Annotated in this window: 25 protein-coding genes; 13 read left to right on the forward strand and 12 right to left on the reverse strand. The window is 45.9% G+C overall.

The window, feature by feature from the left end; translation table 11 throughout:
• Positions 1–51 precede the first annotated feature (51 nt).
• Complete coding sequence (gene pruA, locus G3352_RS10155) at positions 52–1,599, forward strand: L-glutamate gamma-semialdehyde dehydrogenase (protein WP_163756174.1); 1,548 nt, start codon at positions 52–54, stop codon at positions 1,597–1,599.
• 122 nt (positions 1,600–1,721) lie between these two features.
• Entirely contained in the window at positions 1,722–3,026 is a 1,305-nt protein-coding gene (gene rpoN / locus G3352_RS10160; protein ID WP_163756176.1) for an RNA polymerase factor sigma-54, read from the forward strand.
• Positions 3,027–3,184: 158 nt separating this feature from the next.
• On the opposite strand, the gene G3352_RS10165 is transcribed toward rpoN, so the two are convergent.
• Positions 3,185–4,615: an aspartate ammonia-lyase gene (locus G3352_RS10165; RefSeq protein WP_163756178.1), complete on the reverse strand. Its 1,431-nt coding sequence runs from the start codon at positions 4,613–4,615 to the stop codon at positions 3,185–3,187.
• A 324-nt stretch (positions 4,616–4,939) separates the two neighbouring features.
• On the opposite strand from G3352_RS10165, the gene G3352_RS10170 reads away from it, so the two are divergent.
• From G3352_RS10170 to G3352_RS10180, 3 genes are all read left to right on the forward strand, one after another.
• A complete protein-coding gene (locus tag G3352_RS10170) occupies positions 4,940–6,217 on the forward strand; it encodes a methyl-accepting chemotaxis protein (protein WP_113054149.1) in 1,278 nt (425 codons plus the stop codon).
• 169 nt (positions 6,218–6,386) lie between these two features.
• Positions 6,387–7,232 (forward strand): hypothetical protein, encoded by an 846-nt coding sequence (locus G3352_RS10175; RefSeq protein ID WP_163756180.1) that lies wholly within the window; start codon positions 6,387–6,389, stop codon positions 7,230–7,232.
• A 248-nt stretch (positions 7,233–7,480) separates the two neighbouring features.
• The gene (locus G3352_RS10180) at positions 7,481–8,194 is read left to right on the forward strand and encodes a stalk domain-containing protein (RefSeq protein ID WP_163756181.1); all 714 of its coding nucleotides are present in this window, start codon (positions 7,481–7,483) and stop codon (positions 8,192–8,194) included.
• Positions 8,195–8,297: 103 nt separating this feature from the next.
• Here the strand turns inward: G3352_RS10180 and G3352_RS10185 are convergent, their stop codons facing one another.
• Positions 8,298–9,272, reverse strand: coding sequence for a ring-cleaving dioxygenase (locus tag G3352_RS10185; RefSeq protein ID WP_163756183.1), 975 nt, complete (start codon positions 9,270–9,272; stop codon positions 8,298–8,300).
• Between the two features lie 225 nt (positions 9,273–9,497).
• Between G3352_RS10185 and G3352_RS10190 the strand changes: the two genes are divergently transcribed.
• Positions 9,498–10,259: a YwaF family protein gene (locus G3352_RS10190; RefSeq protein ID WP_163756184.1), complete on the forward strand. Its 762-nt coding sequence runs from the start codon at positions 9,498–9,500 to the stop codon at positions 10,257–10,259.
• Positions 10,260–10,419: 160 nt separating this feature from the next.
• Here G3352_RS10190 and G3352_RS10195 read toward each other — a convergent pair whose 3' ends face one another.
• Positions 10,420–11,214, reverse strand: a complete 795-nt coding sequence (locus tag G3352_RS10195; protein WP_090997800.1) for an SDR family oxidoreductase — start codon at positions 11,212–11,214, stop codon at positions 10,420–10,422.
• Between the two features lie 156 nt (positions 11,215–11,370).
• Positions 11,371–11,628: a YqkE family protein gene (locus G3352_RS10200; protein WP_024632484.1), complete on the reverse strand. Its 258-nt coding sequence runs from the start codon at positions 11,626–11,628 to the stop codon at positions 11,371–11,373.
• 128 nt (positions 11,629–11,756) lie between these two features.
• On the opposite strand from G3352_RS10200, the gene G3352_RS10205 reads away from it, so the two are divergent.
• Positions 11,757–11,939, forward strand: coding sequence for a hypothetical protein (locus G3352_RS10205; protein ID WP_024632483.1), 183 nt, complete (start codon positions 11,757–11,759; stop codon positions 11,937–11,939).
• Positions 11,940–12,084: 145 nt separating this feature from the next.
• Here G3352_RS10205 and G3352_RS10210 read toward each other — a convergent pair whose 3' ends face one another.
• Positions 12,085–12,732, reverse strand: coding sequence for a peptidylprolyl isomerase (locus G3352_RS10210; protein ID WP_163756187.1), 648 nt, complete (start codon positions 12,730–12,732; stop codon positions 12,085–12,087).
• A 257-nt stretch (positions 12,733–12,989) separates the two neighbouring features.
• Between G3352_RS10210 and G3352_RS10215 the strand changes: the two genes are divergently transcribed.
• Positions 12,990–14,201 carry an MFS transporter gene (locus G3352_RS10215; protein WP_076290204.1) on the forward strand — a complete coding sequence of 404 codons (1,212 nt, stop codon included), beginning with the start codon at positions 12,990–12,992 and terminating at the stop codon, positions 14,199–14,201.
• A gap of 182 nt (positions 14,202–14,383) precedes the next feature.
• Here G3352_RS10215 and G3352_RS10220 read toward each other — a convergent pair whose 3' ends face one another.
• The 3 genes from G3352_RS10220 to G3352_RS30875 form a co-directional block, all read right to left on the reverse strand.
• Positions 14,384–14,593, reverse strand: a complete 210-nt coding sequence (locus G3352_RS10220; RefSeq protein WP_163756189.1) for a hypothetical protein — start codon at positions 14,591–14,593, stop codon at positions 14,384–14,386.
• Between the two features lie 38 nt (positions 14,594–14,631).
• Positions 14,632–15,000 (reverse strand): hypothetical protein, encoded by a 369-nt coding sequence (locus G3352_RS10225; protein ID WP_163756054.1) that lies wholly within the window; start codon positions 14,998–15,000, stop codon positions 14,632–14,634.
• Between the two features lie 199 nt (positions 15,001–15,199).
• Complete coding sequence (locus tag G3352_RS30875; RefSeq protein WP_017690239.1) at positions 15,200–15,361, reverse strand: hypothetical protein; 162 nt, start codon at positions 15,359–15,361, stop codon at positions 15,200–15,202.
• Between the two features lie 144 nt (positions 15,362–15,505).
• On the opposite strand from G3352_RS30875, the gene G3352_RS10230 reads away from it, so the two are divergent.
• Both G3352_RS10230 and G3352_RS10235 read left to right on the forward strand, forming a co-directional pair.
• Positions 15,506–15,787 (forward strand): hypothetical protein, encoded by a 282-nt coding sequence (locus tag G3352_RS10230; RefSeq protein WP_076290201.1) that lies wholly within the window; start codon positions 15,506–15,508, stop codon positions 15,785–15,787.
• Positions 15,788–15,993: 206 nt separating this feature from the next.
• The gene (locus G3352_RS10235) at positions 15,994–17,853 is read left to right on the forward strand and encodes a sensor histidine kinase (protein ID WP_240343014.1); all 1,860 of its coding nucleotides are present in this window, start codon (positions 15,994–15,996) and stop codon (positions 17,851–17,853) included.
• Between the two features lie 77 nt (positions 17,854–17,930).
• Here G3352_RS10235 and G3352_RS10240 read toward each other — a convergent pair whose 3' ends face one another.
• Both G3352_RS10240 and G3352_RS10245 read right to left on the reverse strand, forming a co-directional pair.
• Entirely contained in the window at positions 17,931–18,191 is a 261-nt protein-coding gene (locus G3352_RS10240) for an NHLP leader peptide family RiPP precursor (RefSeq protein ID WP_240343015.1), read from the reverse strand.
• Between the two features lie 36 nt (positions 18,192–18,227).
• On the reverse strand, positions 18,228–19,175 hold the full coding sequence (locus G3352_RS10245; protein WP_163756193.1) for a hypothetical protein: 948 nt from the start codon (positions 19,173–19,175) through the stop codon (positions 18,228–18,230).
• Between the two features lie 219 nt (positions 19,176–19,394).
• On the opposite strand from G3352_RS10245, the gene G3352_RS10250 reads away from it, so the two are divergent.
• On the forward strand, positions 19,395–20,129 hold the full coding sequence (locus G3352_RS10250) for a hypothetical protein (protein ID WP_163756195.1): 735 nt from the start codon (positions 19,395–19,397) through the stop codon (positions 20,127–20,129).
• A gap of 51 nt (positions 20,130–20,180) precedes the next feature.
• Here the strand turns inward: G3352_RS10250 and G3352_RS10255 are convergent, their stop codons facing one another.
• Together G3352_RS10255 and G3352_RS10260 are read right to left on the reverse strand one after the other, a co-directional pair.
• Positions 20,181–21,431 carry an acyltransferase family protein gene (locus G3352_RS10255; protein ID WP_163756197.1) on the reverse strand — a complete coding sequence of 417 codons (1,251 nt, stop codon included), beginning with the start codon at positions 21,429–21,431 and terminating at the stop codon, positions 20,181–20,183.
• A 161-nt stretch (positions 21,432–21,592) separates the two neighbouring features.
• Positions 21,593–22,582 (reverse strand): LCP family protein, encoded by a 990-nt coding sequence (locus G3352_RS10260; RefSeq protein ID WP_163756199.1) that lies wholly within the window; start codon positions 22,580–22,582, stop codon positions 21,593–21,595.
• A gap of 184 nt (positions 22,583–22,766) precedes the next feature.
• Between G3352_RS10260 and G3352_RS10265 the strand changes: the two genes are divergently transcribed.
• Both G3352_RS10265 and G3352_RS10270 read left to right on the forward strand, forming a co-directional pair.
• Positions 22,767–23,318 carry an undecaprenyl-diphosphatase gene (locus G3352_RS10265; RefSeq protein ID WP_076290195.1) on the forward strand — a complete coding sequence of 184 codons (552 nt, stop codon included), beginning with the start codon at positions 22,767–22,769 and terminating at the stop codon, positions 23,316–23,318.
• Between the two features lie 202 nt (positions 23,319–23,520).
• Complete coding sequence (locus G3352_RS10270; RefSeq protein WP_240343016.1) at positions 23,521–25,257, forward strand: methyl-accepting chemotaxis protein; 1,737 nt, start codon at positions 23,521–23,523, stop codon at positions 25,255–25,257.
• The last annotated feature ends 266 nt before the right edge of the window (positions 25,258–25,523 follow it).

Below are 25,523 nucleotides of genomic sequence, written 5' to 3' on the forward strand. Positions count from 1 at the left end.
CAACTCAGGCAATCAGCCAGCGAACCCCACATCTGAAGGAGGAAATCATTCATGAATATCCCTTTTGTTAACGAACCATTCACATCCTTTGCAGTCCCGGCCAACCGGGAAGCTTTTGAGAACGCACTTCGTAAGGTGGAGGCTGAACTTGGCCAGGAATACTCCATTATTATTGGTGGACAAAAAATAACAAGCGCCCGCACGTTATCCTCCGTGAATCCTGCATACAAAAATCAGATCGTCGGAAAGATCTATCAGGCCGATCAAGAGCTTGCCGAGCAGGCCATCCAAACGGCTGCGGAAACATTTCGCACCTGGAAACATACGGACCCGAATGAACGTGCCCGTTATTTGTTCAAAGCAGCGGCGCTCATGCGGCGTCGTAAGCATGAATTCTCCGCTTGGATGGTGTACGAAGCAGGCAAAACATGGCCAGAAGCGGATGCGGATACTGCGGAAGCTATTGATTTTATGGAGTTTTATGCCCGAGAGATGCAGCGTCTGAGTGAACCACAGCCGCTCACACGAATTGCAGGCGAAGATAATGAATTGAGTTATATTCCGCTTGGTGTGGGGATTGTCATTCCGCCATGGAACTTCCCACTCGCGATTATGGCAGGCATGACTTCTGCTGCATTGGTATCTGGCAACACGGTTGTATTGAAGCCAGCTAGCACAACACCGGTTATTGCCGCCAAATTCATGGAGCTGCTTGCAGAAGTGGGTGTGCCGGATGGCGTAGTGAACTATTTGCCAGGACCAGGCAGTGAGGTTGGCGATTATCTGGTGGACCATGCGCTCACCCGCTTTATCAGCTTCACAGGCTCCAGAGATGTCGGTCTGCGGATCAATGAACGTGCAGCACGCACCGCGCCGGGGCAGAAATGGATTAAACGGGTGATTGCTGAGATGGGCGGCAAGGATTCAATTGTTGTAGATAGCGACAGTGATCTGGAATTGGCTGCGGAATCCATCACGGCTTCCGCGTTTGGTTTCTCGGGACAGAAGTGCTCCGCGTGTTCCCGCGCCATTATTCATAAAGATGTATATGACGAGGTATTGCAAAAAGTGATTGAACGAACCAAGCTGCTGAGCATGGGCAGTCCACTTGAAGTCGGAAATCAGGTAGGTCCTGTTATCGATGATAAGGCGTATGCCAAGATCACAGAATATATTGAAATAGGCAAGGTTGAAGGTCGCCTTGTACTCGGTGGTAGTACAGGGAACGAGGCAGGTTATTTCATTGAACCGACCATTATTGCCGATGTGGACCCGCAAGCACGGATTTCACAGGAAGAGATTTTTGGACCGGTGTTGGCCTTTATCAAGGCAGAATCCTTCGGGGATGCACTGGATATTGCCAATAATACCGATTATGGACTGACAGGTGCAGTGATCTCTCGCAATCGCGAACATCTGGAACAAGCCAGACGGGAATTTTTTGCGGGGAATCTATACTTTAACCGTAAATGCACAGGTGCACTGGTGGGTACACATCCATTTGGCGGATTTAACATGTCGGGAACGGATTCCAAGGCAGGAGGAAGGGATTACTTGCTGCTGTTCACGCAGGCGAAGTTGGTATCGGAGAAATATTAAGTTGAGAAATTGGGTTTGGGCCCGCTGACAATCGCTTGGTTTATATGCTATCATTTCCTGAAAATAGTCTTTGTTCGTCAGTATTCTGTAGTAGCTTGAGCAGCGCTTAAGGGGGGAGACGGATGTTAGGATTTCAGTTGGTGCAGGAGGCGCGTATTCGATTATCCATTACGCCGGAGATGAAGCAATCCATTCATCTGCTGACCCTGTCGGGTCAGGAATTGGCTAGATATTTGCAGGAAGCCGCGGATGAAAATCCGGTGCTTGAGCTAGAAGAGCCCTCTACCCTGCGCACCCGTCTTCCCCGACGATTGAATCAGGAGAGGTTCTCCTCTTATGATCCGCTGCTACTGATAAAAGGGGCCGAACCTACACTTGAACAACTGTTGATATCTCAGCTTCGGTTGCAGAATCTTCCGCCTGTAACGGAGAAAACAGCTGTATATTTGGCTGGTTGTGTCAATGAAGATGGCTATCTGACGATGGAATTGACTGAGGTTGTATCGGCAAGGGGAATATCGATGCCTGAGGCTGAAGCAGCCATGGACATACTCCAGTCGCTGGACCCGGCAGGTGTAGGAGCGCGCAACTTGCGTGAATGCTTGTTGCTTCAGATTAGGCGTGATCCATTCGCTAACCAGCATGCGGAGAACATGGTGGAGGAAGTTCTGGAAGAGTTGGTTCGTTTCCATCCAGGCAGAGCGGGAACAAGACTGGGGATTACGTCACAACAGGCTCAGGCAGCTTATGACTATATTGCTTGTCTTGATCCGAAACCTTGCCGATCCATCGGGTGTACGGAACGTGCACATTATATTATTCCGGATGCCGTTGTGCAGATAAGAAATGGTGAGCTTTCGCTAAGGTTAAATTTAGCGGGTGTGCCGCGGGTATCCCTGAACGAAGCTTGTTGCCGCTGGATCAGGGAGATTGATGCAGATGAGGTCTGGTCAGGCCGGGCAGCAGAGGCCAGAGCGATCATTCGCAGCGTGCGTATGCGTCGCCGAACTCTGATGCGTGTTCTGGCGGCGATCATGAGTGAACAGGAATCTTTTCTGCGTGAAGGACCTGCCGGTTTGAAGCCGCTCAATCTGGCGATTATTGCCGAGGTCATCGGCATGCATGAGTCGACGGTGAGCCGTGCGGTCAATGGCAAATATGTTCAGACACCGCATGGTGTCTTTGAACTCAAAGCTTTTTTTGCCTCAGGTCTGGAAACAACGAACGGAGAAATGGCCTCTGCGCCGGCGGTGAAGCTCAGATTGAAAGAGTTGATTCGTTCTGAACGGGCAGAACGCCCATACTCGGATAGCCAACTCACGGCATTGCTCGCGAATGAAGGCATCGTTATCTCCCGCAGAACGGTTGCGAAATACAGGGAAGAGCTTCAGATATTGCCTTCACTTGAACGGAAGCGCTGGGCATGAATGACGTTTGCCTTCATTATATATCCTAAACAAGTAACCCCCGCGAGCCGTGGTAACGGTCTGCGGGGGTTATTCGTTCCGACTTAACAGCGATCGGAAGGTTGTACTATCATCGGAGTGTCAATGTAAACACTCATTAGTTGAATTTAAACAGCTTACTACCGTTCCATATTGTGCAGGAAGTGCTCACCTGCAATACCAGGAGTAGTCATCTGCTCCGGATGCAAAATTTCTTCCAGTTCTTCCGGTGTCAGTAGACCCCGTTCCAGAATGATTTCCTGCAAGGTGTTTCCGGTCTTCAACGCTTCCTTCACAATGGAGGCTGCCACATCATAGCCCAGATGTGGATTGAGCGCTGTAATTACACTAAAGCTCTGCTTCATGATCAATGCACAACGCTCACGGTTTGCTTCCATTTCTTCAACGGCATAACGAGTGAAGACGTCGATGCCGTTATTCATGATTTTCAGCGATTGCAGCAAGTTGAACGCAATAACGGGGCCCATGACGTTCAATTCGAATTGACCGGCTTCACAAGCCATGCAGATCGTATGGTCGTTCCCCATAACCTGGAAGGATACCTGATTGATCACTTCCGCCATAACCGGATTCACTTTGCCCGGCATAATGGACGAACCTGGCTGACGTGGTGGAAGACGCAGCTCATTGAATCCTGCACGTGGGCCAGAAGCCATCATGCGAATATCGTTACAGATTTTGGACAGACTGACAGCACATACTTTCAGTGCAGCCGACAATTCCAAATAGGCATCCGTATTCTGTGTGGCATCCACAAGATCCTCGGCCGTTTGCAAATTCAATCCTGTCACATCGGACAGATGCTCCGTGACTTTGACGATGTATTCGGGTTTGGCGTTGAGACCTGTACCTACAGCTGTTGCACCCAAATTGATGGTGAGCAGGCGGCGATTTGCGTACTCAAGACGCTCAATATCACGTCCGATAACGCGCGCATAGGCACCGAACTCTTGTCCAAGGCGAATAGGCACAGCATCCTGAAGATGTGTCCGACCTACTTTGACTACATCGTTGAATTCCTGTTCTTTTTTGCGGAACGCATCCTGCAGACGTTTCATCGTATCCAGCAGCGTTTCGGACAACCGATACGCAGCAATACGCAGTGCAGTTGGGATCACGTCATTGGTGGATTGGGACATGTTCACATGGTTATTCGGGTTACAGTGGAAATAGTCACCCTTGTTCTGCAATAACAGTTCCAGTCCACGATTGGCCAGAATTTCGTTCATATTCATATTCATGGAGGTGCCTGCACCGCCCTGAATGGAGTCAACAATAAAATGATCCAGATGATGGCCTTTCATCATTTCTTCAGCAGCCATGACGATGACATCGCCAATTTTGCGTGGCAGCATCTTCAGCTCCATATTCGTGATTGCTGCAGCCTTTTTCACCGCAGCCAGAGCTGTAATCAGTTCCCGGTGTACAGGAACGCCGGTTATCGGGAAGTTCTCTACAGCCCGAACCGTCTGTATTCCGTAATAAGCATAAGCGGGAATTTCTTTTTCTCCAATAAAATCTTTCTCCGTCCTTGTGGACATTGTAGACATTTCGTTCGCCTCCAGTGGCATCCAAAAATAGGTCAGCTCCAGCAATGCCGAAGCGCACTCAGTATATCATTTAAGCAAAATGGATGCCAAGCTAAATCATTTCACCCTATTTGCCGATAAATAATTTAAATTAAGGATATCACCTTGGCAGACTACAAAGGTTCAGTCGGTCAAAACTCGTCTTATCAATTATGCTCCACTTAGAGGAGAAGTCATGCATGAAGAATTAAGTGGGTGGTGGATTTGTCGTTTTCAGTGATCTAAATCACATGTTATTTGGTTATCTACTGGTAAAATAGGAAAAAAGGACTATGAGGTGTGAATATGAAATGGACTTTAGGCGCAAAAACCGTCGCAGGTTTGGTACTGATTTCACTGATTACGTACGGAACTAGCGGCTTTTTTATATTTTTCCTTCAGGACTGGCTCTCGTTCTCTATGCCAAGCTGGTTATATATCTCTATCGTACTTATCATGGGCGTATGCTGGAACGCGATTCTGGGCTGGTTTGCCTCTCGTTGGTTGACTCGTCCAATTGTGCATTTGTCCCGTGCGGCACAACAAGTCTCATCAGGGGATTTGACGGCCGAGATTCCAGAGCGCCGAACACAGGATGAAATTACTGTATTATATGATGCTTTTCGCGTAATGGTTTTCAATTTGAGAAGTATTGTAAACGATATTACAGATAGTACACGTACAACCTCTCAGAATGCCCAGTCACTAAGCGAAGCAATTGCCCAGGCAGCGGAGCAGATCGAGATGATGTCTGATGCGGTGGACCATATTGCTGTGGGTGTGGAAGAGCAAAAGACGACATCACATCAGTCGTTGATTACAGCGGATGAGATGTTGAACGATTTTCAGCGTATGCACAGTCAGTCGATCGGGATGACAGAGATGTCCGGCCAGATGGAACGTTCGGTAGATCATACGAAGCAGACCTTCTCTTCTCTGATGAAAGGAATGGACGAGCTGACGGAATCTCACAACCGTTCCCGGGACATCATGGTGCTGCTCGAGAAGGAAGCCTCGGATATTGAAGCCATTACTCAGTCCGTCAAAAACATTGCAGAGGAAACAGGGCTGCTTGCCCTGAATGCTTCCATTGAGGCTGCGCGTGCAGGAGAAGAGGGTGCAGGATTTGCTGTCGTGGCTCAGCAGATTCGTAAGCTGGCAGATGAGAGCAAACAATCGGTGCATCGGATTAATGAGCTGATCAGCCGCGTACAGCAGCGGATTAAAGATACAGCTCAACTGATTCATGAACAGCATGGCCTCGTCGTGAATGAATCCGAGCGCACGATCTCTGTTGATCAGACGTTGCAGGAGCTTACAGGTACGGTAGAAGTATTTATGAAGGGCGCTCATGAAATCGGGTCCAAAATCGGGGAACAGACCAGCCGCGTGGAACAGACGCACGGTCATGTGAAAAAGATTCAAGGGAAAGCTGGATCATTCTCGGATGAGGCGAGACGGATTATGGATGCGGCACATGAAGAGACGGCAATCATGCAGGAGATTTCATCCTCGGCAGAAGAGCTGAGACAGTTAACAGATCGATTAATGGACAAAACGAAAGCATTTCGGATGCAGCCTTGAGCTGTTTCCGGGGTGTTTTTTTGCTTATTATGGTTAAAGCCGAACGTTCTTTCGTAGAAAGTGAAATATGTAAAGATTTTTTTATGAAACATTAACAAATTCGCAACGCTTGGGCGATAAATGAAGATATAATGGTAGTATTCCACTACAGATTAAGGAGCCCAGCATATTGAAAACTTGGACAGGTATCCTGCTGATGATTATTTTGGCGGTAGCGACGATTAGTACAACTTCGTCTGCCAGAACCATGAATGAATCGCAAAAACAGCTTAACATAGATGATCAATCCAGCCAGACCTCAGCGGTCGTGGCTTCCAATATAGAAACAATGAATGAAGCAGCGTTTACAACGAAGGAATCAATTCCTGTTAAGGGAGAGTACGTTTCGGTTGCTCCGGAAAATGAGAATGTAAGACTGTACCCCATGAAAGTTGAAGGTTCAGGATATATATATAACGGAATGGTGTTGGAAGTGAACGGCAACAAACGTGAATTCAGTAAATGGCAAGGAGAAGGCGGGTCCTACAAACCTGAAGTGCATGAACTGGATCTGAATGGAGATGGCAAGAAGGAGATTGTTGTATTGTTTACAGCCGGTCATGGAACAGGCATCTATCTGGGTGAAGCGCATATTATCGATCCAGATACGCTGGAAGAGATGAAGATGCAATCACTGGATGAGATTGTGAAGCAGCATGTAAATTCGAAAGTCAGTGTTACACCAGGTCAGGTGACGATCAACGTTACCGTTGATGGTGTTCATTCAGAACCTTCCCTGGTGGAGGAAGACACGAGCGAGGGAGTGTATAACGAGCTGCTCAAGTTCGGCGGTGTTGTTTATTACAGTGTGGAGAATGGCAAGTTGGTTGTGTCGGCATCCGGTGCATACGGTATGGGCTTGTATGACGGTGATCTGAACTTTGCCTATGACTATAAAGATGGCGAGTGGCAGGCTGTAGAATTGGAATACAGCACGGAAGAGTATGAAGATGAGTACTATGAATCTTTTGATTGAATCGAGTGTTTAGAGAAGAGCGGGATTGCTGAGAACAATGATAAAAAAATATGTCCCCACGGTCTGAAATGACAGAGGGAAACAGGTGAGGCTGAAAAAAATGATGTACTTTTAGCCTCACTTTGTGCTATCCAATATCGGATTTTATTCCAGGAATTTACCATGAAATGGTTGACACAAGCACTTTAGTCGTTTAAATGTATAAAGGATGGAACTCATCTATTTCATACTTTTAGGAGGGATCATTCATGAAGAAGAAGGTCGTATTGGGTTTAATAGTGGGTACTTTAACACTCGGCATCGGCACTGGGGCACTTGCAGCAACGGGTCTGGAACCGATCAAAGCGTATTTGAACAGCAAGATATCTCTGAAATTAAATGGGACAACGGTAACAGCCAAAGATGCCAATGGCAAAACGGTATTGCCAATTACTTATAACGGAACGACCTATTTGCCAGTGCGTGCAGTCGGCACGCTACTGGGTACAGAAATTACGTATGATAGTGCAACCTCATCCGTTAACATTGGCAGCAATAATGGATCTGTACCACCATCCGAAACCGGCAAGCTGACATTAAGCTCGCTCGGAACTGCCGCCTTGGGCACCTCGGATTGGCATACCAAGGATCCGGCCGAAACGGCGTATAAAGGCAAAGATTACAAAGATGTATACCTGCATACCGACACAGCCAAGCAAGGCAAGAGCTTCCAAGTCATGACCCAGAAAAAGTATGCCAAGCTGCATCTCGATTTGGCTGTTCTTGGCGGTTCACAGAAGCTTGAGATCATGGACGAAAACAATACAACGCTCAAGACAGTATCGCTTGCCCCTGAAGACGGTTTGATTGGGGTAGACGTGGATGTTGCAGACACGGATTTCATCTTTGTTGAAATCGTTGATGAGGCCCCGGGCTCCTCTCTGTTTGTTCCATTGACGACCTCATATTTAACCAAAAAATAAACGAGATATTAAAAACGATTATCGCCTATGCATCAGCCGGACGGTTATTCCGGACTGGCATAACGATAATCGTTTTTTTGTTCTTTTGGGACGTATGATCAGGTTAGCGAATTACGGTATCGAGCGGTTTGAGATTCGCTTCAATCTCTGCACGGCGACCTTCAAGGAATGGAGGCAATGCCAGGGACTCTCCAAGATAAGCCAGTTCTTCATCCGTGTCGAAGCCGGGACCATCGGTTGCCAGCTCGAACAGAATGCCATTAGCTTCACGGAAGTACAGGGAGCGGAAGTAGAAACGGTCTACGAAACCGGAGTTCGGGAATCGGAAATTATGAACCCGTTCTACCCATTGTTTCAATTCTTCTTCATTATCGACGCGGAAGGCAACATGGTGCACACTGCCTCGTCCAGGGCGTTCTTGGGTAAGGTCATTTCGTTCTTCGACATGAACCTCGGAGCCGCTACCACCTTCACCGGATTCGAAGACGAGTACATCGGGTTGGCCTGCGACAAAAGCAGGATAGGTTCCTTTTTGACGGAAGCCGAGCAGTTCGGTAAGAACTGGAGCGGTAAGGGACGCATCTCTAACGGTAAGATGGACTGGGCCTAAACCGACAATGCCATACTCGACAGGCACAGGGCTTTGATCCCAAGGTTTGCCCCCGGCAACACCTGTATTGTGTTCATCAGAAACAAGGATCAGACGTTGTCCTTCAAAGTCCGCAAACGAGAGAGTAGCACGCCCCCCACGTTCGGTGATTTCTCCATGAGGAACATCGAATTCATCAAAACGCAGTTGCCAGTACGCAAGGGCTGCATCGCTAGGAACACGAAGTGACGTTGCTGAGATACTGTTCACGCCTTCACGTGTCTGTCCGGCCATTGGAATTTCAAAGAAGGTAAGTTCGGTACCCGGATTTCCTTTTTCATCTCCATAGAAGAGGTGGTAGACCGAAACATCATCCTGATTGACTGTTTTTTTGATCAATCGTAAACCCATGACGTTGGTGTAGAACCGATAATTCTCAGCGGCGTGTGCGGTCAGTGCAGATACATGGTGAAGTCCTTTAATTTGCATTATAAATTCCTCCTGGTGGTTAATTTATTTTTATAATATTCCGTTAAGAAAGTTACTAACTTTTAGTTTGTTTTGTTGTTGGATTTATCTTAACATAAAGATATTTAAAATACAATCCTAATTTAGAATTCCATCTGGACAGTCTGCTCATTCAATGACAAAATGAAAAAGTTAACATTAAAGAGATATATTGTGTTTGTGTAACATAAAGGAGAGAAGAGGAGCATGGCTTATCTACCGTGGCTGGACCCTTATGATGCAGAACCGTTTATGCAGTTTTCCACTTCGCACCTATGGGCGATCAGTCTTATCGCTGTATTAATTATATTGATGTTCCTGTTTCGGAATTGGCTGCGCTCATTGTCATCCAATATACGCCGTACCATTCGAATTACGATGGCCAGTGTCATGTTTGGCTGTGAGATTGTGCTTCAGCTCTGGTATGTATATGGGGATGTATGGAGTCTACAGACTTCATTGCCGCTGGAGTTATGCAGTCTGTCACTATTGTTATCGGCGCTGCTATTATTGACACGCAGCAGACTGCTGCATTCTGCATTGCTGTTCGCAGGAATAGCAGGAGCCTTGATGGCGATCGTAACGCCTAATCTCGGTTATGCTTATGCACATTTTCGTTTCATTCAATTTTTTACGGCTCACGCTTGTATTATTCTGGCGTTGCTCTATATGACTTGGGTAGAACAGCTTCGTCCAAGCTGGAGATCTGTGCTGGGTTCGATGATATTCGTGAATGTGGCTGCGTTAGTCGTATACGGCGTGGACGTCCTGCTTGACGCTAATTATATGTTCCTGAGACACAAACCGGATACGCCATCAGTGCTCGACATGTTGGGTCCCTATCCCTTGTACATTCTTGGGGAAGAGGTACTGGCGTTAGTCATGTTCTCCCTGATGTACGTCCTGCTCTTTGCGATTCCGGAGAGGCTGAATAACCGAATGAAGAGAGGAAAGAGTTCAGCGCTCTAGTTAAAGGCCATTGGGTACCGATGGTAGGGTAGGCAGCGGGAGCTGTTCTTCGTTCTTCTATAAAGTAATATTTCAAATCAAACATCCCGCAGCAGTCTGGATATTCAGACCATTTGCGGGATGTTTGGCTTTTAATTTCACAGGGATATGTTTCTAATTTTTATCCACGAAGCAAAGATTCCGCTCCATCCACGTAGATCCGGGTACCGGTCACATGGGAAGATTCATCGGAAGCGAGGAAAAGCACCAGATTGGCGACTTGCTTCGACGTTCCAGGTTCACCTTTGAGTGGATGTTCATGACCTTCCGGAAACTCAACCGGAATCTGTACTTCTTTCAGATCGTCCGAAGGATAGGTGTTGTCATCGATGTTGGTATCAATGGCCCCCGGACAGACAGCGTTGACACGGATCTTGTAACGGGCCAGTTCCAATGCAGCCATCTTCGTAAATGCCGTCTGACCTGCTTTACTGGAAGCGTATGCAGAGAACCCGATACCAGAGAATACTCGGTTACCGTTAATGGAACTCGTAATAATAATGCTACCTCCGCGGTCTTTCAAATGGGGGATGGCGTACTTCACAGTTGCGAACGTGCCGCGCATATTGATACCCATCGTCTGATCCCAGTCCTCCGGTTCCATCGTTTCAATGGGAGCCATCGTGCCATTAATTCCCGCATTGGCAAATACAATATCGAGCTGTCCAGCTTGCTCCGCAACCTGATTGATTGCCTTTTGTACGTTGTCCGGTTTGGATATATCACATTCAATGACGTGGGCTTCTCCGCCTGCGTTCTCAATCGTCTGTTTGGTTTCCTCTGCATTCTCCGGGGTCCGGTCCAGCATAAACACTTTAGCCCCATGCTCAGCGAAACGAATGGCTGTTGCCTGACCAATTCCTGAGCCACCTCCGGTTACAATCGCAACTTTCCCTTGCAAACGTTGTTCTGTCATCCTGATCCCTCCGTATCGTATGAATTATCAGTAACTCTCTATCTCTACATACCCGACTTAAGAGTCATGAATCAAATGTACGATACAAAAAAACAGGACCGTTCAACGGCCCTGTTTCTATCATTTAGATATCATGATGATCTGATTGCTGCAAAATTACTTATGTTTCTTCCAGTCCATCGAACTGTTATTCAACAGGTACTCAAAATCATTATCTTTTCGCTTCTGTTCAGCTTTACGCGCTTCTTCCGCCTGCAGGCGTTCCTGCTCTTTGCGGTCTGCCTCGGCAGCCTTGGCTTCATCCGCCTGAGCTTTCAGTTTCTCTAACACATCACTGCTCAGCAGATCCTTTAGTGTGGTCGGTTTATCCTGTGCTGCTTTGGGAGCAGGGGTGTGTTTTTTGGATTTTGCCATAGAATAATCTCCTCTCAAAAACATGAATCAGCTTCCATTATCGTTCAGTAAACATATTATATCAGGTTCACCAAACCCATTCCATGAAACTGCTGGACAAAAGCAGGAAATAGGGGGTTACGTGACGAATGAAAACGGGTATAAATTCATATATTATTACCGATACTGCGACTATTCCCTGGAGAAAGGAGTCGTTGTTCGTGGAAGTAAACCGTAGTTTACTGAAAGGGCTTGCATGGGGTGTTGCTTTCAGCTGTCCGCTATGGATTGCGATCATCGGTTGGTTGCGTTTGATGGGATGGATGTATTGAGACCAGCGGGTTGCAGAGCTGCTGCATATAGAGTTGTGCCAGAAGAGGGCATTTTTTATAAAGTTATTTTTGTAAACGCTAACATTAAATAAAGCTCTGCCTTGCGTGAATACGCAGGACAGAGCTTTTGTTTGTCTTACAAAGGTTAAGGCATTTTTACCGGTTCTGGATATTCCAGACCGTGGGTGTCAACAGTGACTTTTTTCATCACCTGATCGGTAACCGGTTTGTCTTGTGCGCCTATTTCCTGAGCAGCAATTCCATCAACGACTTCCATACCTTCTGTAACTTTACCGAATGTGGCATATGCATTATCCAGATAATCGGCATCAGCTAACATGATGAAAAACTGGGAGCCTGCGGAGTCCAAATCATTTGTCCGCGCCATGGAGATAACCCCACGCGTATGATTCAGATGGTTTTTATGACCATTGGATGTAAATTCTCCTTTGATCGCATAACCAGGACCTCCTGAACCGTCGCCATTGGGATCACCACCCTGAATCATGAACCCTGGAATGACGCGGTGAAAGATCAGGCCGTCATAGAAACCTTTATTGGCGAGTGAGATGAAATTGTTCACCGTGTTTGGTGCAATCTCCGGATAGAGCTCGATGACAATTTTCTGCCCATCTGACATTTCAATTGTGGCTACAGGATTTGGACCAGTAGGCTCTACTGGAGCAGGTGTTTCCGTCGCACTGCTTGCAGGGCGCCCACAACCACTAATGACGATAAGCAGCATCGCTAGAACCAGCGACACAGCTGTTGTTTTTTTCCACCGAAAAGACATGAGAACGTTCCCCCTTGCATCTCTGCATAATATATTTAGTCAGAATTATTTTCGGATAATCCCTCAACTATCATACCGTTTTTGCAGACAAGATGGCAATGCAAGGCAGGATATTATGGGCGATAAGGGATGGTGTAAATGCTTACAGAGGTGTAAAATAAGGAAAATGCTTCCGCAGTCAGGGACGTACGGGTCTGTTCCGTCCGCTCCAATACACGGCAGTCCCGACGTCATTAACGGAAAGGGCGTGCGGGTATATGGACTTCTCGTGGAAGCGTAATCTGGTGATTTTGTGGATTGGTGTGTTTTTTTGCAGCACCGCTTATTCAATCTCCATCCCATTTCTGCCTTTGTTTCTGAGTGGCGATCTGGGCGTTCGTGATCACCTGGAGTTCTGGTCAGGGCTTGCCTTTGGCATCACGTTTCTGGCAAGTGCGCTGGTGTCTCCCTTCTGGGGATCACTGGCTGACAAATACGGGCGCAAGCCAATGCTGATCCGGTCGGGATACAGCCTTGCGGTTTTGTATTTGATCAATTATTTTGTGCAGGACCCCTATTCGCTAATCGTGGTTCGTTTGTTTCAGGGATTGCTCGCGGGGTTTGTTCCAGCGGCGATTGCACTGGTCGGTACCAATACACCGGAAGAGAAGACAGGGTATGCACTTGGTATCATGTCAACAGCCGGGGCAACAGGAGGTATAATTGGCCCGTTAATTGGTGGGGTGGTAAGCCACTACTATGGCAACCGGAATGCATTTTTATTTTCCAGTATCGTAGTGTTGGTCTCGGCGTTGATCGCAACCTTCTGGGTCAAAGAAGAGAACTTCAACCGGAACAAGGCACGTTCTCATGTGATGGATGACATCCGTGAAGCCAGGGCCAATCGATTGTTTATTACGGTGCTTGGCATGATGGGCATATGTACCTTCTCCGTGATGATTCTGGAGCCATTATTGACCGTATACGTGATGGAAATGGGCATTCAGCCCGATCGTGCTTCTCTCAGCTCGGGAATTATTTTCTCTGCGGTTGGTGTAGCTACAGTTATTATGGCGCCGCGCTGGGGTAAGATCGGTTCGCGAATCGGATATGGCAAAGTACTGATCATTGGCCTCGTTGGTGGGGCGATTGGTAACCTGCTGCAGTTTTTCACTACAGGTTATATTGGATTTGGCATCTTGCGTTTTGTGTATGGATTGTTCTTTGCTGCGGTGTTCCCGGCGATTAATGCGATGATTGTGCAAGTGACTGAACCTGGCTTCCGAGGAAGAGCATTCAGCCTGAATCAGTCGGCTTCCCAGATCGGTACGATGGCGGGGCCGATAATCGGTGGTGTTCTGGGTGGCTGGTTGCCAATTCGTTGGATTTTTATCATCAATGGAGTGGCGCTACTAATTACAGCCATTGTGGCGAAATGGTCCCGACTGGAGGAGAAGTTGCCGGGATCGGGCAAACCTTTGGCGAAGTAATCAAAAACGTAAAACGTTAAATGGTTTATCAGATAGAAGAGAGAGGGATGGCACCGTACGGATACGGTAGCCATCTCTTTTTCTGGATACAGCCTTTGTTATTACGAAATTAAAGCAAAAAGAAACCTCTCAGCAAAGAGGTTTCCAATATCCTTATTGGATCTGTAATCTGAAATGAGTACCTATTCATCCAAGGATGAATCTTTTCGTGGACCTTCAACGCCTTCATTGTTTTCCTTTGGAATGGCATGTTCAACAGCATCAAGTTGATCCTCATCCGCTAGTGCTTCCGGAAAGGAATCTTCCGTGAATAATCCAAAATTCGGATCAATATCCCGTTCGGTTACCAGATTATCGGGCTCATTTACTTGTCGCTTGTGATTATCTTTCATCGTGACTGCACCTCCTAATTCAGGCTGTGACAAGAGGATTAGCGCCGTGGTTGAATATCGCTCTCCGGTTTGGCATCTGCCCCAGCGCCGTTTAGCAGGTCCGTCCCGTGAAGAGCATTGGGATCGGGTGCGGCAGGATCAACAGGACTATTCGGTTGGATAAGATCAGCATCAGGTACGGATTCGAGTGCAGGCTCCGCTGTTCGTGACTCTAATTCCGGTTCTTCCGTAGCCGCTACAAGGGGCGGATTCACTGTATTATCAGTATCGATACGTTTTCCCGTAACTTCATCAAAAGTGTCTATGTCACCTTCAGGAACTTCGGTTTCCAGTGGAATATCACGTGACCTCTGATAACGGTCGTAGTAACGTTCGCTCTCTTCATTACTAATCGGTCTGTCTGACATAAGTAGCACTCCTTTTTAGTGGATTATATTTAATGGTTATTTGTTTGATTGGGCAGTTATCTAGTAAAGGTTCTTATTCCGTAGTTACCCAAAGGGCTAACGTAGTAATCTCGCACAACTTATGATTCCCTTGTGTTCCCAAAATATGAATATAAGCTGAAAGTGAACAATGTAGGGTTACAGTTTCAACGTATATACTTTAAAATTTAGGAAATACATATTTGACCAGAAAGTACAGAAATCCAAAGAAAATAATGATGTAAGCCGCATACTTGATAAACGTGGAAGCGACCATACTTGAATCCGATTTGTGTTGGACATCCTTATGTTCTACCTCTACCGTTCTGTGTGGCTCATTCATTTGAATCACTCCTCAATGGTAAGTGTTTGCTTTGAGGAACATTACACCCGGAAGGGACGATTGAATCGCAGAGATCAGTTTTACAGCTTTTCATCTTTGGCCTATGATATGATGAAACATGGATATATGAGGGAGGGATTCCAATTGGATTGGTATACGCTGGGCAATATGATCACTCAAATCCGAATCGGGCAAAAAGCGTCTACGCCTGGGTTTTCACGTACCGTTATACGCCGTCCGGACGGGCTGTTCTGGGTAGGCGGGATATGGTCAGGACAGATTGTCCAGTTGCGGGATTATCTTTTCTCGGATATATGGACGATCTATGACGATGAGGAAACGGAGCAGTGGTTGGAATATCGTACGAAGATTGAACAGAAAGAACGCGAAATGATTGAGAACCAGTTCGAAGATCTGCGCGGATAATGGAGAAAACACTCGAAATCTATCAATAAAATGGAAATAAAACTATAAATCTACTAAAATGTGAATTTTCATTTCCCTACAAGAAGGTGACACGTCAAACTGTGGCGAATGATAAATGAGAGAACTTGAGGGATAGAGAAAATAAGAACTTTGAGGTGCTGTGAATGAAAAATGTGCCCAAAGCTATCATCATCTTATGGATAAGTATGTTGAATATTCTTTGCTTGCCGCATGATTTCGTCTCAGCGACTGCAGGAGAAGTTGACAAACCTGTATCCATTACGGGATGGGAAGTAAAATGGGGGAACGTACACGATCAGGGATTCATCAGTGAGGTTCAAGGTTCAGAGGAGATCTGGGAGAAGCAAGGTGCAGAAAAGCTGGAATATAGCAGCGAAGAGGCTCCTTCGGGTTCTATGTGGACTCGTGTGACCATTCCTGAAATAAATGAAGATAGCTCAGCAATCCGTTTTGAAAATATTAAAGGGAACCACATTGTAATCTATCTGGACGATCGTAGGGTGTATGAGAATTATCATTACAATTATGATAACAACGCTGTGTTGTTACCCCTTTCGAGTGAGAATTCAGGTAGCAAACTGTATGTATGGTCCGAGAATGAAAAAGGCAGACTTGGCATCTACGGAACAGTTCAGGTTGGGCCTTATGCTACATTACAGGAAAAATACATTCACAATGGACTGCTTGATGTAATATTGGGAGCGACCTTTGTGTTCACGGCTCTAACGATGCTGAGTTGCACTTTTTTCCTGGGCAAATTCCATAAAGGGTTGTGGATTTCGCTATGTATCGTGATGGGTTCAATCGGAACGATGATTATCACCTATTCACAGTTTTTATATACGTTCTACCAGGTTTACGGTAATCTGTATTCCGTATTGTTTGACCTGGCTATGCTGATGGGCATGCCTGCACTCTGTTATTTTTTTGAACAAATTATCGGACCAGGTCGTTATGGCATCTTTACCAAACTAAGAAAATTCCAATTCATCTATTCTGTAGTAGCTGTGGCTGCCCTGATGATTGATTTTATTTCAGGCGGTCAATGGGACATGCTCTATAGTTTGTTGGTTCAGAATGTAATTGGATTTGTTCTCGTAATTCTGTTGAGCATCTTAATGATCGGCACCATCTCCAAAGCGCTTCAACGGAGCCGGGAAGCTCTTTTGCTGGCTACGGGATTCGGCACATTTGCCTTAATCAGTGTTGCTGAACTACTGTGGTATTACCAGCGTAATGGAACATATCATCTGATATGGTGGAAATGGTCCATGGTTGCTTTTATTATCTCACTTATTGCCATACTGGGAAGCCGATTTGCTGAAAAACATACCAAAGTGCTTGAATACTCGAAAGAGTTGGAATTGTTTAATAATGAGTTGCAGCGATCCGAGAAAATGGAGATCATTAGCGAACTGGCGGCGTCGGTTGCTCATGAGGTTCGTAATCCACTGCAGGTGACACGAGGATTCCTTCAGCTCATGACAGAGCAGGAAGACAACAAAAACAAAGGGTATGTGCGGATAGCTCTGGAGGAGCTTGATCGGGCATCCGGCATTATTACCGATTTCCTCACGTTTGCCAAACCGGAGTTCGATCATATTGTCTCTCTGAATATCGCGGATGAGTTTGATCATATTGAAGGTATTCTTGTACCGATGGCTAATCTGGAAGGCGGCAAAATAACAACTGATATTCCGCCAAATCTATGGATTAGAGGGAACTCCTCCAAGTTCAAACAGGCTTTTATTAATATTATTAAGAATAGTATAGAAGCTCTGCAAGGACAGGGTCAGATTGATATTTGGGCTTATGCCCAGGACGGGATCATCAAGGTACATGTTAGAGATAATGGAGAGGGCATGGATGAGGAAGCGCTGGTCCGCCTTGGGGAGCCTTATTTCTCGAATAAAATTAAGGGGACAGGCCTTGGCATGATGGTGACTTTCCGAATCGTTGAAGCCATGCATGGGCAGATCAGCTTTACAAGCACAAAAGGGGTAGGAACAGAAGCCGTTGTATCTTTTGCTGCGTTCGTCGAATGACGAGCGGCAGAAGTGTACGATGGCTTTTTGGTTCGCTACCCCTGATGTCGTTCAATCACATATTCAATCTAATCCGTTTAGCTTCTCCACGGTCCGCAATTTACGTCATAATCCACTTTGGAGGGATTGGGAGGAATCACGAGAACGTAGTCGTTCTGTTGTTCTTCAACGGTACGGACTTGAATGTGTTCAGGAATATCAATGCCAAATGCTTCGCGAAGCGCTTGCTTCGGGTTGGAGTGCAGTTGTTGTCTGAAGTGCTCATCAGTCCAGGCCTTTTCAATAATATCCTCGTGCAACGTTTTCTCTGATACCATCATCGTCAACATTCCCTTCATATTTAAAATTCAACTGTACCAGCTCTTCTTTGGTGATTAGGACAAATGTTGTTTCTCGCTGATCCAGTAATGAAACCCGCCTTGAAAAAGCATTTTTTTGTGTTGTTCAATGTCGTGAACAGTTTGTCCCAGAATGCCGCATAAGTAGGAATTAAATGCTTCGAGATGCGAAATTCCCGAGTTAGAAGATGTTAGTCTGATGTTATATTGCTGAGCAATGTCTACATAGGAGTTCATCAATTGGGTATTGTATACATTATCATGTACACGTTCGCTTACAGGATGAGCCGGGTAGTTATGTTCCAGTGCTGCGGATATGTGGGAGAGGAAGCTGTTGTAATTTCCATGCACAGCATCTTGTTTCGTGTCTGTGAAGTCATCTGTCATCTGGAGAGTCATCAGTGCAATGTTGACGGCAGAACATACCGGAGTAATGCGATGCTCCTGTTCCAAAAGAAGGAGTGAGCCAGCAGCTCCAAGTTGAAGTGGGGCGGCTTTTTGGGCGATTAATAGCGGGCTTCTCTTGAAATAATCGATGGAGTTCTCACCGGTGACGCTCATGGCCCAATCCTCCACATACTGTCTGAAATACGTCCAGAACGGGGAAGAAAGGCTGAATAGCTCTGAATAGGCACAGATCGCATCCACGTAGTAAAGATTACCCAGTGATAATTTCAGTGTCACATCTTCTGGCTGTTCGTCCATAACTTCATCCTGATTCAGAAAATATAGCATATGCAGGAGACAAGCAGTACTTAGTTTGTGTGCCTTCTCTGGAGGTAGACCATCCGAGAGCTGCATCCACAATGGAATAATGTAGCCGATGTAGCTGTGACCCGAATCTCGTAACAAAGGATTGACCAAATGAAGTTGTTCTAGTGCATGTTCTGACATTGGTTCAGGATATTTCTGTACCAGCTGCTCTGCTGCAGCGAACACCACCTCCACATCGGATCTAAACGGATCAAACCATTCTCTCCGCATCGTCTGGTTACGCCCTTCCCGTAATAAAGTAATAAGGACTATTCGACTAGATCATGAAGTTAATTCCAGTATACCGGAAATGAATTGAAAAAAATAGGAGGTTTTGTGATGAATTGTGAAAAATATAATGACATTTTGTATTTTTATGGCATAAAAAAGTGGAAGTTAGGCTCAAACTAAGAGAGCAAAGGATTTTGACATATGAAAGGAAGAAGAGAAATGAAATACAAATGGAAAAAATGGATGGCAGCCGGACTGGCAGCCGTATTTATAACAGCATCAACCGGCTATACGGCATCCGCGGATCCAAATGAATCTGTTGAAGATCAAGTGGCGACACCATCCTCCTCCACAAACCAAACGAAGCCATGCATGCAAGCAGGTCATGGCCTGTTTATGATTGGAGAAACCGCAGACCTACTCGGTATTGGGCTCCGTGATTTAAAGGAACAGATGGAGCTTGGCAAAACGTTGACTCAGATTGCTAAGGAACGCAAGGGACTTAGTGAAAATCAATTGTTGGAGAAGCTGAAGCCTTCGCTCTCTCAGCGATTGGATAAAGCAGCCGAGGAAGGTTGTCTCACGAAAGAGCAGGCAGCAGCAGCCAAAGCAGGTATGGATACGAAGCTGAAGAAGGTAATCAACACACCACTGCGGGAGTTAAGACGTGAGTTTGCTCACCATGGCAACAGACATCCAATGATGGACAAGGGCGCTATTGCACGTTTTCTCGGCATCACCCCGGAGCAGCTCCATCAGCAGCTTCAAAGCGGGAAATCACTAGCTGAGATTGCTCAGGCAAAAGGCATCAGTGAAACGCAGTTGGTAGACAAGCTGAAGGAGCAGTTGACGGGTGACCTGAAAAGGTTTGTTAATCAGAAGGGCAATGCACATCAAGCTCCTGGTCCTCACGAACCTGTACCCGGTCGATCCGCTTCCACAGAAGTGAAGTAAGAAAAAAGCGTCTTCCACGAAGGGAGACGCTTTTTCTATATTCAACCAGGATTAGCTGGTTTCCGGACTGCGATTTGCGCTAGCTGACGGATTACGCTCGGGTGAACTTGTTCTCCCTGCAGAAACAGTATCACGTAAACGGGGACTTAGGCGTTTCTTCCGTTGTAATCCTATGGTGAAGCGAGAACCAGGAAGTTGGGAAAGTCCCCAGCTGATTGCAAGAGACGTTGCCACGGTGACAAGAAACGAAAGCAATGTAATCGGTAGATGCCATCCGGTTAGCGTAAATGGTCGGGTAATATACGCAATGCAGTAGATAACCAGTGCATGAACCAGATAGCCACCAAAGGAATATCGGCCAATCCACGTAAGGAGACGCTGAAATGGTGTATCTTTGCCACGCAGCAGTACAAGGAACCCATAGAACATGAACATCTGGGCCATGATGATGATGAATGTTGTTGGTTTCAGATAGGTTGATATATTCAGGTTAACGACATCACCCGATCCCCGCAGCACATCATACCCAAGCCAGATGTACATGCCAATAAACAGACAGACCATCCAGGGCAATACTTTTGCGGTCCAACTTCTCCAACTATCCACTGACCAGGCACAGACTGCGCCCAACAAAAAGTAAAACCAGTACATAATCCATGAATAAGAGCGATACTGCAGCAAACCCGACCAAGGCTGGGGTAAGGAAGCTGTCCATCCGCCCATATCGTAGTAGGACCATTTCATAAGTAAAGTGTATAATGCCATCCCAATGAGAATCAGCGTGATGACGGATTGCATTGGGGTGAAGCGTGTAACTTTTTCAATACGTCTCTGAATGAACTTGGCTCCCGCAAGAAACAGAGGAAACAGAATATAGAACTGAAACACCATAATTACAAACCACAGATGATATCCTGTCTGGGGGAGGAAGAGTTCACGAACAAGACTACGGAAGTCTGGCATACCCGAAATCCAGAACTTGGGCGTGAATATCCGGACAAACAACCAATAGATGAATGTCCATACCACAAAGGGCACATAGATATCTCCAAACCGCTTACGGATAAACTTGGGGTAATCCGGTTTGGCATGACTATGATGATAGAACAGCATTACACCGGAGAGAAAGACGAATGTCGGTGTACCAAAACGAGTCAGATGATAAATCATGGTCAGCATGATGGAATCAGGTTGTTCAATATCAGCGCGATATATATATTCTGCAATGTTATGCTGCATCACAATGGCGAGAAATGCAAGGGCGCGCAGTTGAGTCCATTCCACGATTCGCGGTTTATTCACGTGTATTCCTCCTTCGTGTAACCGGAATTCATCATTTAAGGGTACCTGTTAAACATTAAGACTGCATTAAATGGGGAAAACAGGTACAAAAAAAGATGGCAGCAGCCATCTTTTAATCGAAGTATCTTTGCGATACCTGCCTCATTTTGTTTCCATTCCATTTAGTTTAAGTCTTGTCCATTTGTTGATTCATCCTCTGAAGATTTCGCATCTTCCTCAAACAAATTCTGAATGTATGCTTGGAGTTTCGGTTTATTAACACCGAGTACCTGGGCAGAACCTGCAAGCTCATTGGTAAGCAGCTTGTTAGGAGGGATCTGCTGTTTATCGATTTCATTCACGTTAATATCGAATCCGAGCGAAGCTAATTTTAACATCTGTGTTGGACTGAGGTCTGTCTCGATATATGGAGCGACAGCTTCCAATATTTCAGGAATCTTGAAGAGTGAAGTAGTGCTTTGCATCTTCTTGGCCAGCTCAGTCATGAAAATCCGCTGCCGTTCGGTACGCGTAAAGTCTGATGTGGCATCATGCCGGAATCGGACATATTGGAGGGCGGTCTTACCATCCATATGCTGAAGTCCTTTTTTGAGATCAATATCGTACATATGTTTATCTGCTTTGCTGGTATAATACATGTCTTTCTCTACATCAATATCGATCCCGTCTACAGCATCAACCAGCGCCATGAATCCGATAAAATCGGTATACACGTAGTGCTGGATAGGGATGCCGAGCAAGTCACCGACCGTTTGTTTGGTTAATTCCGCTCCGCCGTAGGAGAAGGCCGCGTTGAGTCTGCTCTTTCCGTGTCCCGGAATATCAACATATGTATCACGCAGAACAGAGAAGAGATGGGCTTTCTTGGATACCGGATCAATGGAAGCGACCATGACCGAATCTGAACGGCCGGCATCATCCCCTCTGGTGTCACCTCCAAGCAGCAAAATGTTAACTCGTTCCTTCCCTTCCCATTTGGGAACAGGGGTGGTTGGAGTGTCTGTATTTTGGTTTGTGTCAGAAGTGGAAGTCTCGGAAGCAGTTGAGATGCTATTGGCAAAATGAACGATCGAGTATCCGTAATATACAATGACACCGGCTATGGCAAGTGCCAGGGTTAGGGATGTTCCCCATAACCATTTCTTAAGCATAATCTTCACCTTTCTATGAATGAACTATTATGTAACCCAAACTAGTTTAACAAAAAGTAAGAGAAATGTCCTCTTTGATTTCGAAAGTTCGGTTACTAGGCGACATGTTTGACAAATAGTTAGTGTATATTTATTATGTAAAAAATAATCGTGTTTTGTGTAATGGAGGTATTAAACGACTGTTATGAATCAATCTGTATTTAATTGGATCAACCAGTTTGCTGATCGTATTCCGTTTCTGGACTGGTTTATGATTACATCCGCTGAATATGCCGTTTGGGTTATGATAGGGCTTCTTGTGATTGTGTGGTTTCTTGGCAATCCGTCGAAGCAACGAATTGTGTTTTATGCGTGTGTAGCTTCGATCGTAGCACTTGTTCTGGCAAAATGGGGAATTTCACCTGTGGTAGGTCATCCAAGGCCGTTCATGGAAGGCACGGTGAATCAACTGGTTCCGCATGTACCAGATCCATCTTTTCCAAGTAAACATGCCTCCTTCGTATTTGCGCTAGCTGCAGCTTCGTTTTTTATTGGACGTCGCTTCGGTATGTGGATGCTGTTGCTTGCTGTGTTGACAGGAGTCTCGCGTGTCTATGTTGGTGTACATTATCCTGGAGATATCCTCGGCGGATTTATTCTGGGTAGCCTGGTCAGTGTAATCTTGATTGCTACGCGTAATTATACCAAGTCGATTCCCGATTTCTTCATTAACATTCATCGGCGGATTTTCCGTTAGAAATGGTTGAATATAGTAGGGATTGGAAGAGAAGTTTCGGATATGAAAGCCTTAAGTCTTTGGTGAGCCAAAGACTTAAGGCTTTTTTTGTGTTTATTTCGAAGTTAACTGAAATTTACAAAAAATCGAATTCTCATATATACAATTCATGACGATACGTGTCGATATACTATAAATATGTACTAGTTGAGGAGTGGGGAACATGAAAGACTCGCGGGGAAACGTGACAAAGAAATTGAGATTAACAATTCGAATGAAATTACTGACTGGATTTCTAATGGTAGTGGCTTTACTGGCTTTTGTAAGCATTTATGCGTTAACCCAAATTCATGATATGTCCAAAAAGGCCGATGAAATCGATAAGATGTGGATGCCCAGTGTGAGCCTGCTCGGGATGATGAATGGGGATATTTCCGACGTTGAACGGCTTGCTCTTGCCGTAATTGTCGAAACAGATCCAACTGAAATCACCAAGATGAATGAAGTGTTGGAACAGCTCCAAGCCAAGATTGCGATTGAGCGCAAGGAACTGGTTTCACTTATCGCAGGCAATACCGAAGCAGTGGGAATGTACAATACATTTAGCACGAACTATGAGGCGTATTTGGCGAAAATGCCGGAATTTATGAAATTGGGCATGGCTAACAATTACGAAGAAGCCAGCAGATTGCATTCAGAGGCCTATCCATTATGGTATACAGCGAATGATACCATTGCTCAATTAATCACGATGGGGAACTCACTGTCGGATGCAGCAACGAATGCATCGGTTGAGTCTGCTGAACAAGCATTTAATATTATTTTGGGAGTCACTATTGTTGCTTTCCTGGTCGCCATGTTTATTGCCTTCTTCATTGCGAGCATCATCTCACGTCCAATACAGAAGATGAATGCAGCAGCGATGTTGATTGCAGATGGGGATCTGACTAGTGAGAAGATTGTTCTCAAGAACAAGGATGAGCTGGGAACGCTGGCCGATTCCTTCAATGTGATGACTGGCAACCTGCGGGAGATGATTCAATCCGTATCGATGACATCCGAACAGGTAGCCGCTTCCTCGGAAGAACTTCTCGCGAGTGCTGAGCAGAATACAAGGGCGTCGGAACAGATCTCCGAGACGGTTGAGGAATTGGCTGTAGGTACATCGGATCAAGTAGATATGGTGAAACGTTCTTCACAGGCGATGAGTGAGATGGCTCTTGGTTCGGAACAAATTGCTGAGCTTGCTCAAAGTGTATCCGTATCTGCTGTTGATGCAGCGAATCAGTCTGCCGAAGGAAATATGATTATTCAGCAGGCTGTTGAACAGATGGGATCTGTTCGCAACTCCATTGCATCACTGACAGAACTGGTTACAGGGTTGGGAGAACGTTCCGCAGAGATTGGTACCATTACCGAGGTTATCAACAATATTGCCCGTCAGACCAATCTGCTTGCATTGAATGCAGCAATTGAAGCGGCACGTGCAGGTGAGCACGGACGTGGCTTCGCAGTTGTAGCCGGAGAAGTACGGAAGCTCGCAGAGGAGTCTTCTACATCCGCACAGCGGATTACGGATCTTGTCCAATTGATTCAGAAGGATACAGATCATGCCGTGCAGGCTGTGAAAGTGAACAGCAATGAAACGGAAACCGGCATTGAGATTGTTACAGCGGCTGGACAAGCATTTGAGCAGATTTCGGATGCAGTGAACAAGGTCGCTGGTGAAATCCAGGAAGTATCTGCAGGTTCGGAGGAAATGTCAGCAAGTACGAATGAAGTTGTAGGGTATGTGGATCAGATCTCTAACATCGCTGGAGAAGCAGCAGGTGGGGTGCATAATGTATCCGCAGCAACCCAGCAGCAGCTGGCTTCGATGGAAGAGATCGCTTCCTCCGCAGGTTCTTTGTCCAAAATGGCTGAAGAGTTGCAGGAGCAAATCAACAAATTCAGAGTGTAAACGATCCAAAAGTAGGGTGTTCAGACTGGATAGTACCATGGATCATCATGCAACCTGTAGCACGGGTTATTCAAAATATCAGGACTGTTTCTCATATTGCGTTCAAGCGATATGAGAAACAGTCTTTTTTGTCATATCACTACCCAAACATGTCACAACAATGTTATTTCAGAAGTCACCAGCGCTGATATTGCAACTGGAGCAAAAGGATATAATGGTAATTAATGGTGGAAATACATGGAGTCACACCATAGAAAGGAGCGGGT

The organism is Paenibacillus sp. ALJ109b (assembly GCF_010747435.1).
In the GTDB taxonomy this organism is placed as follows: domain Bacteria; phylum Bacillota; class Bacilli; order Paenibacillales; family Paenibacillaceae; genus Paenibacillus; species Paenibacillus taichungensis.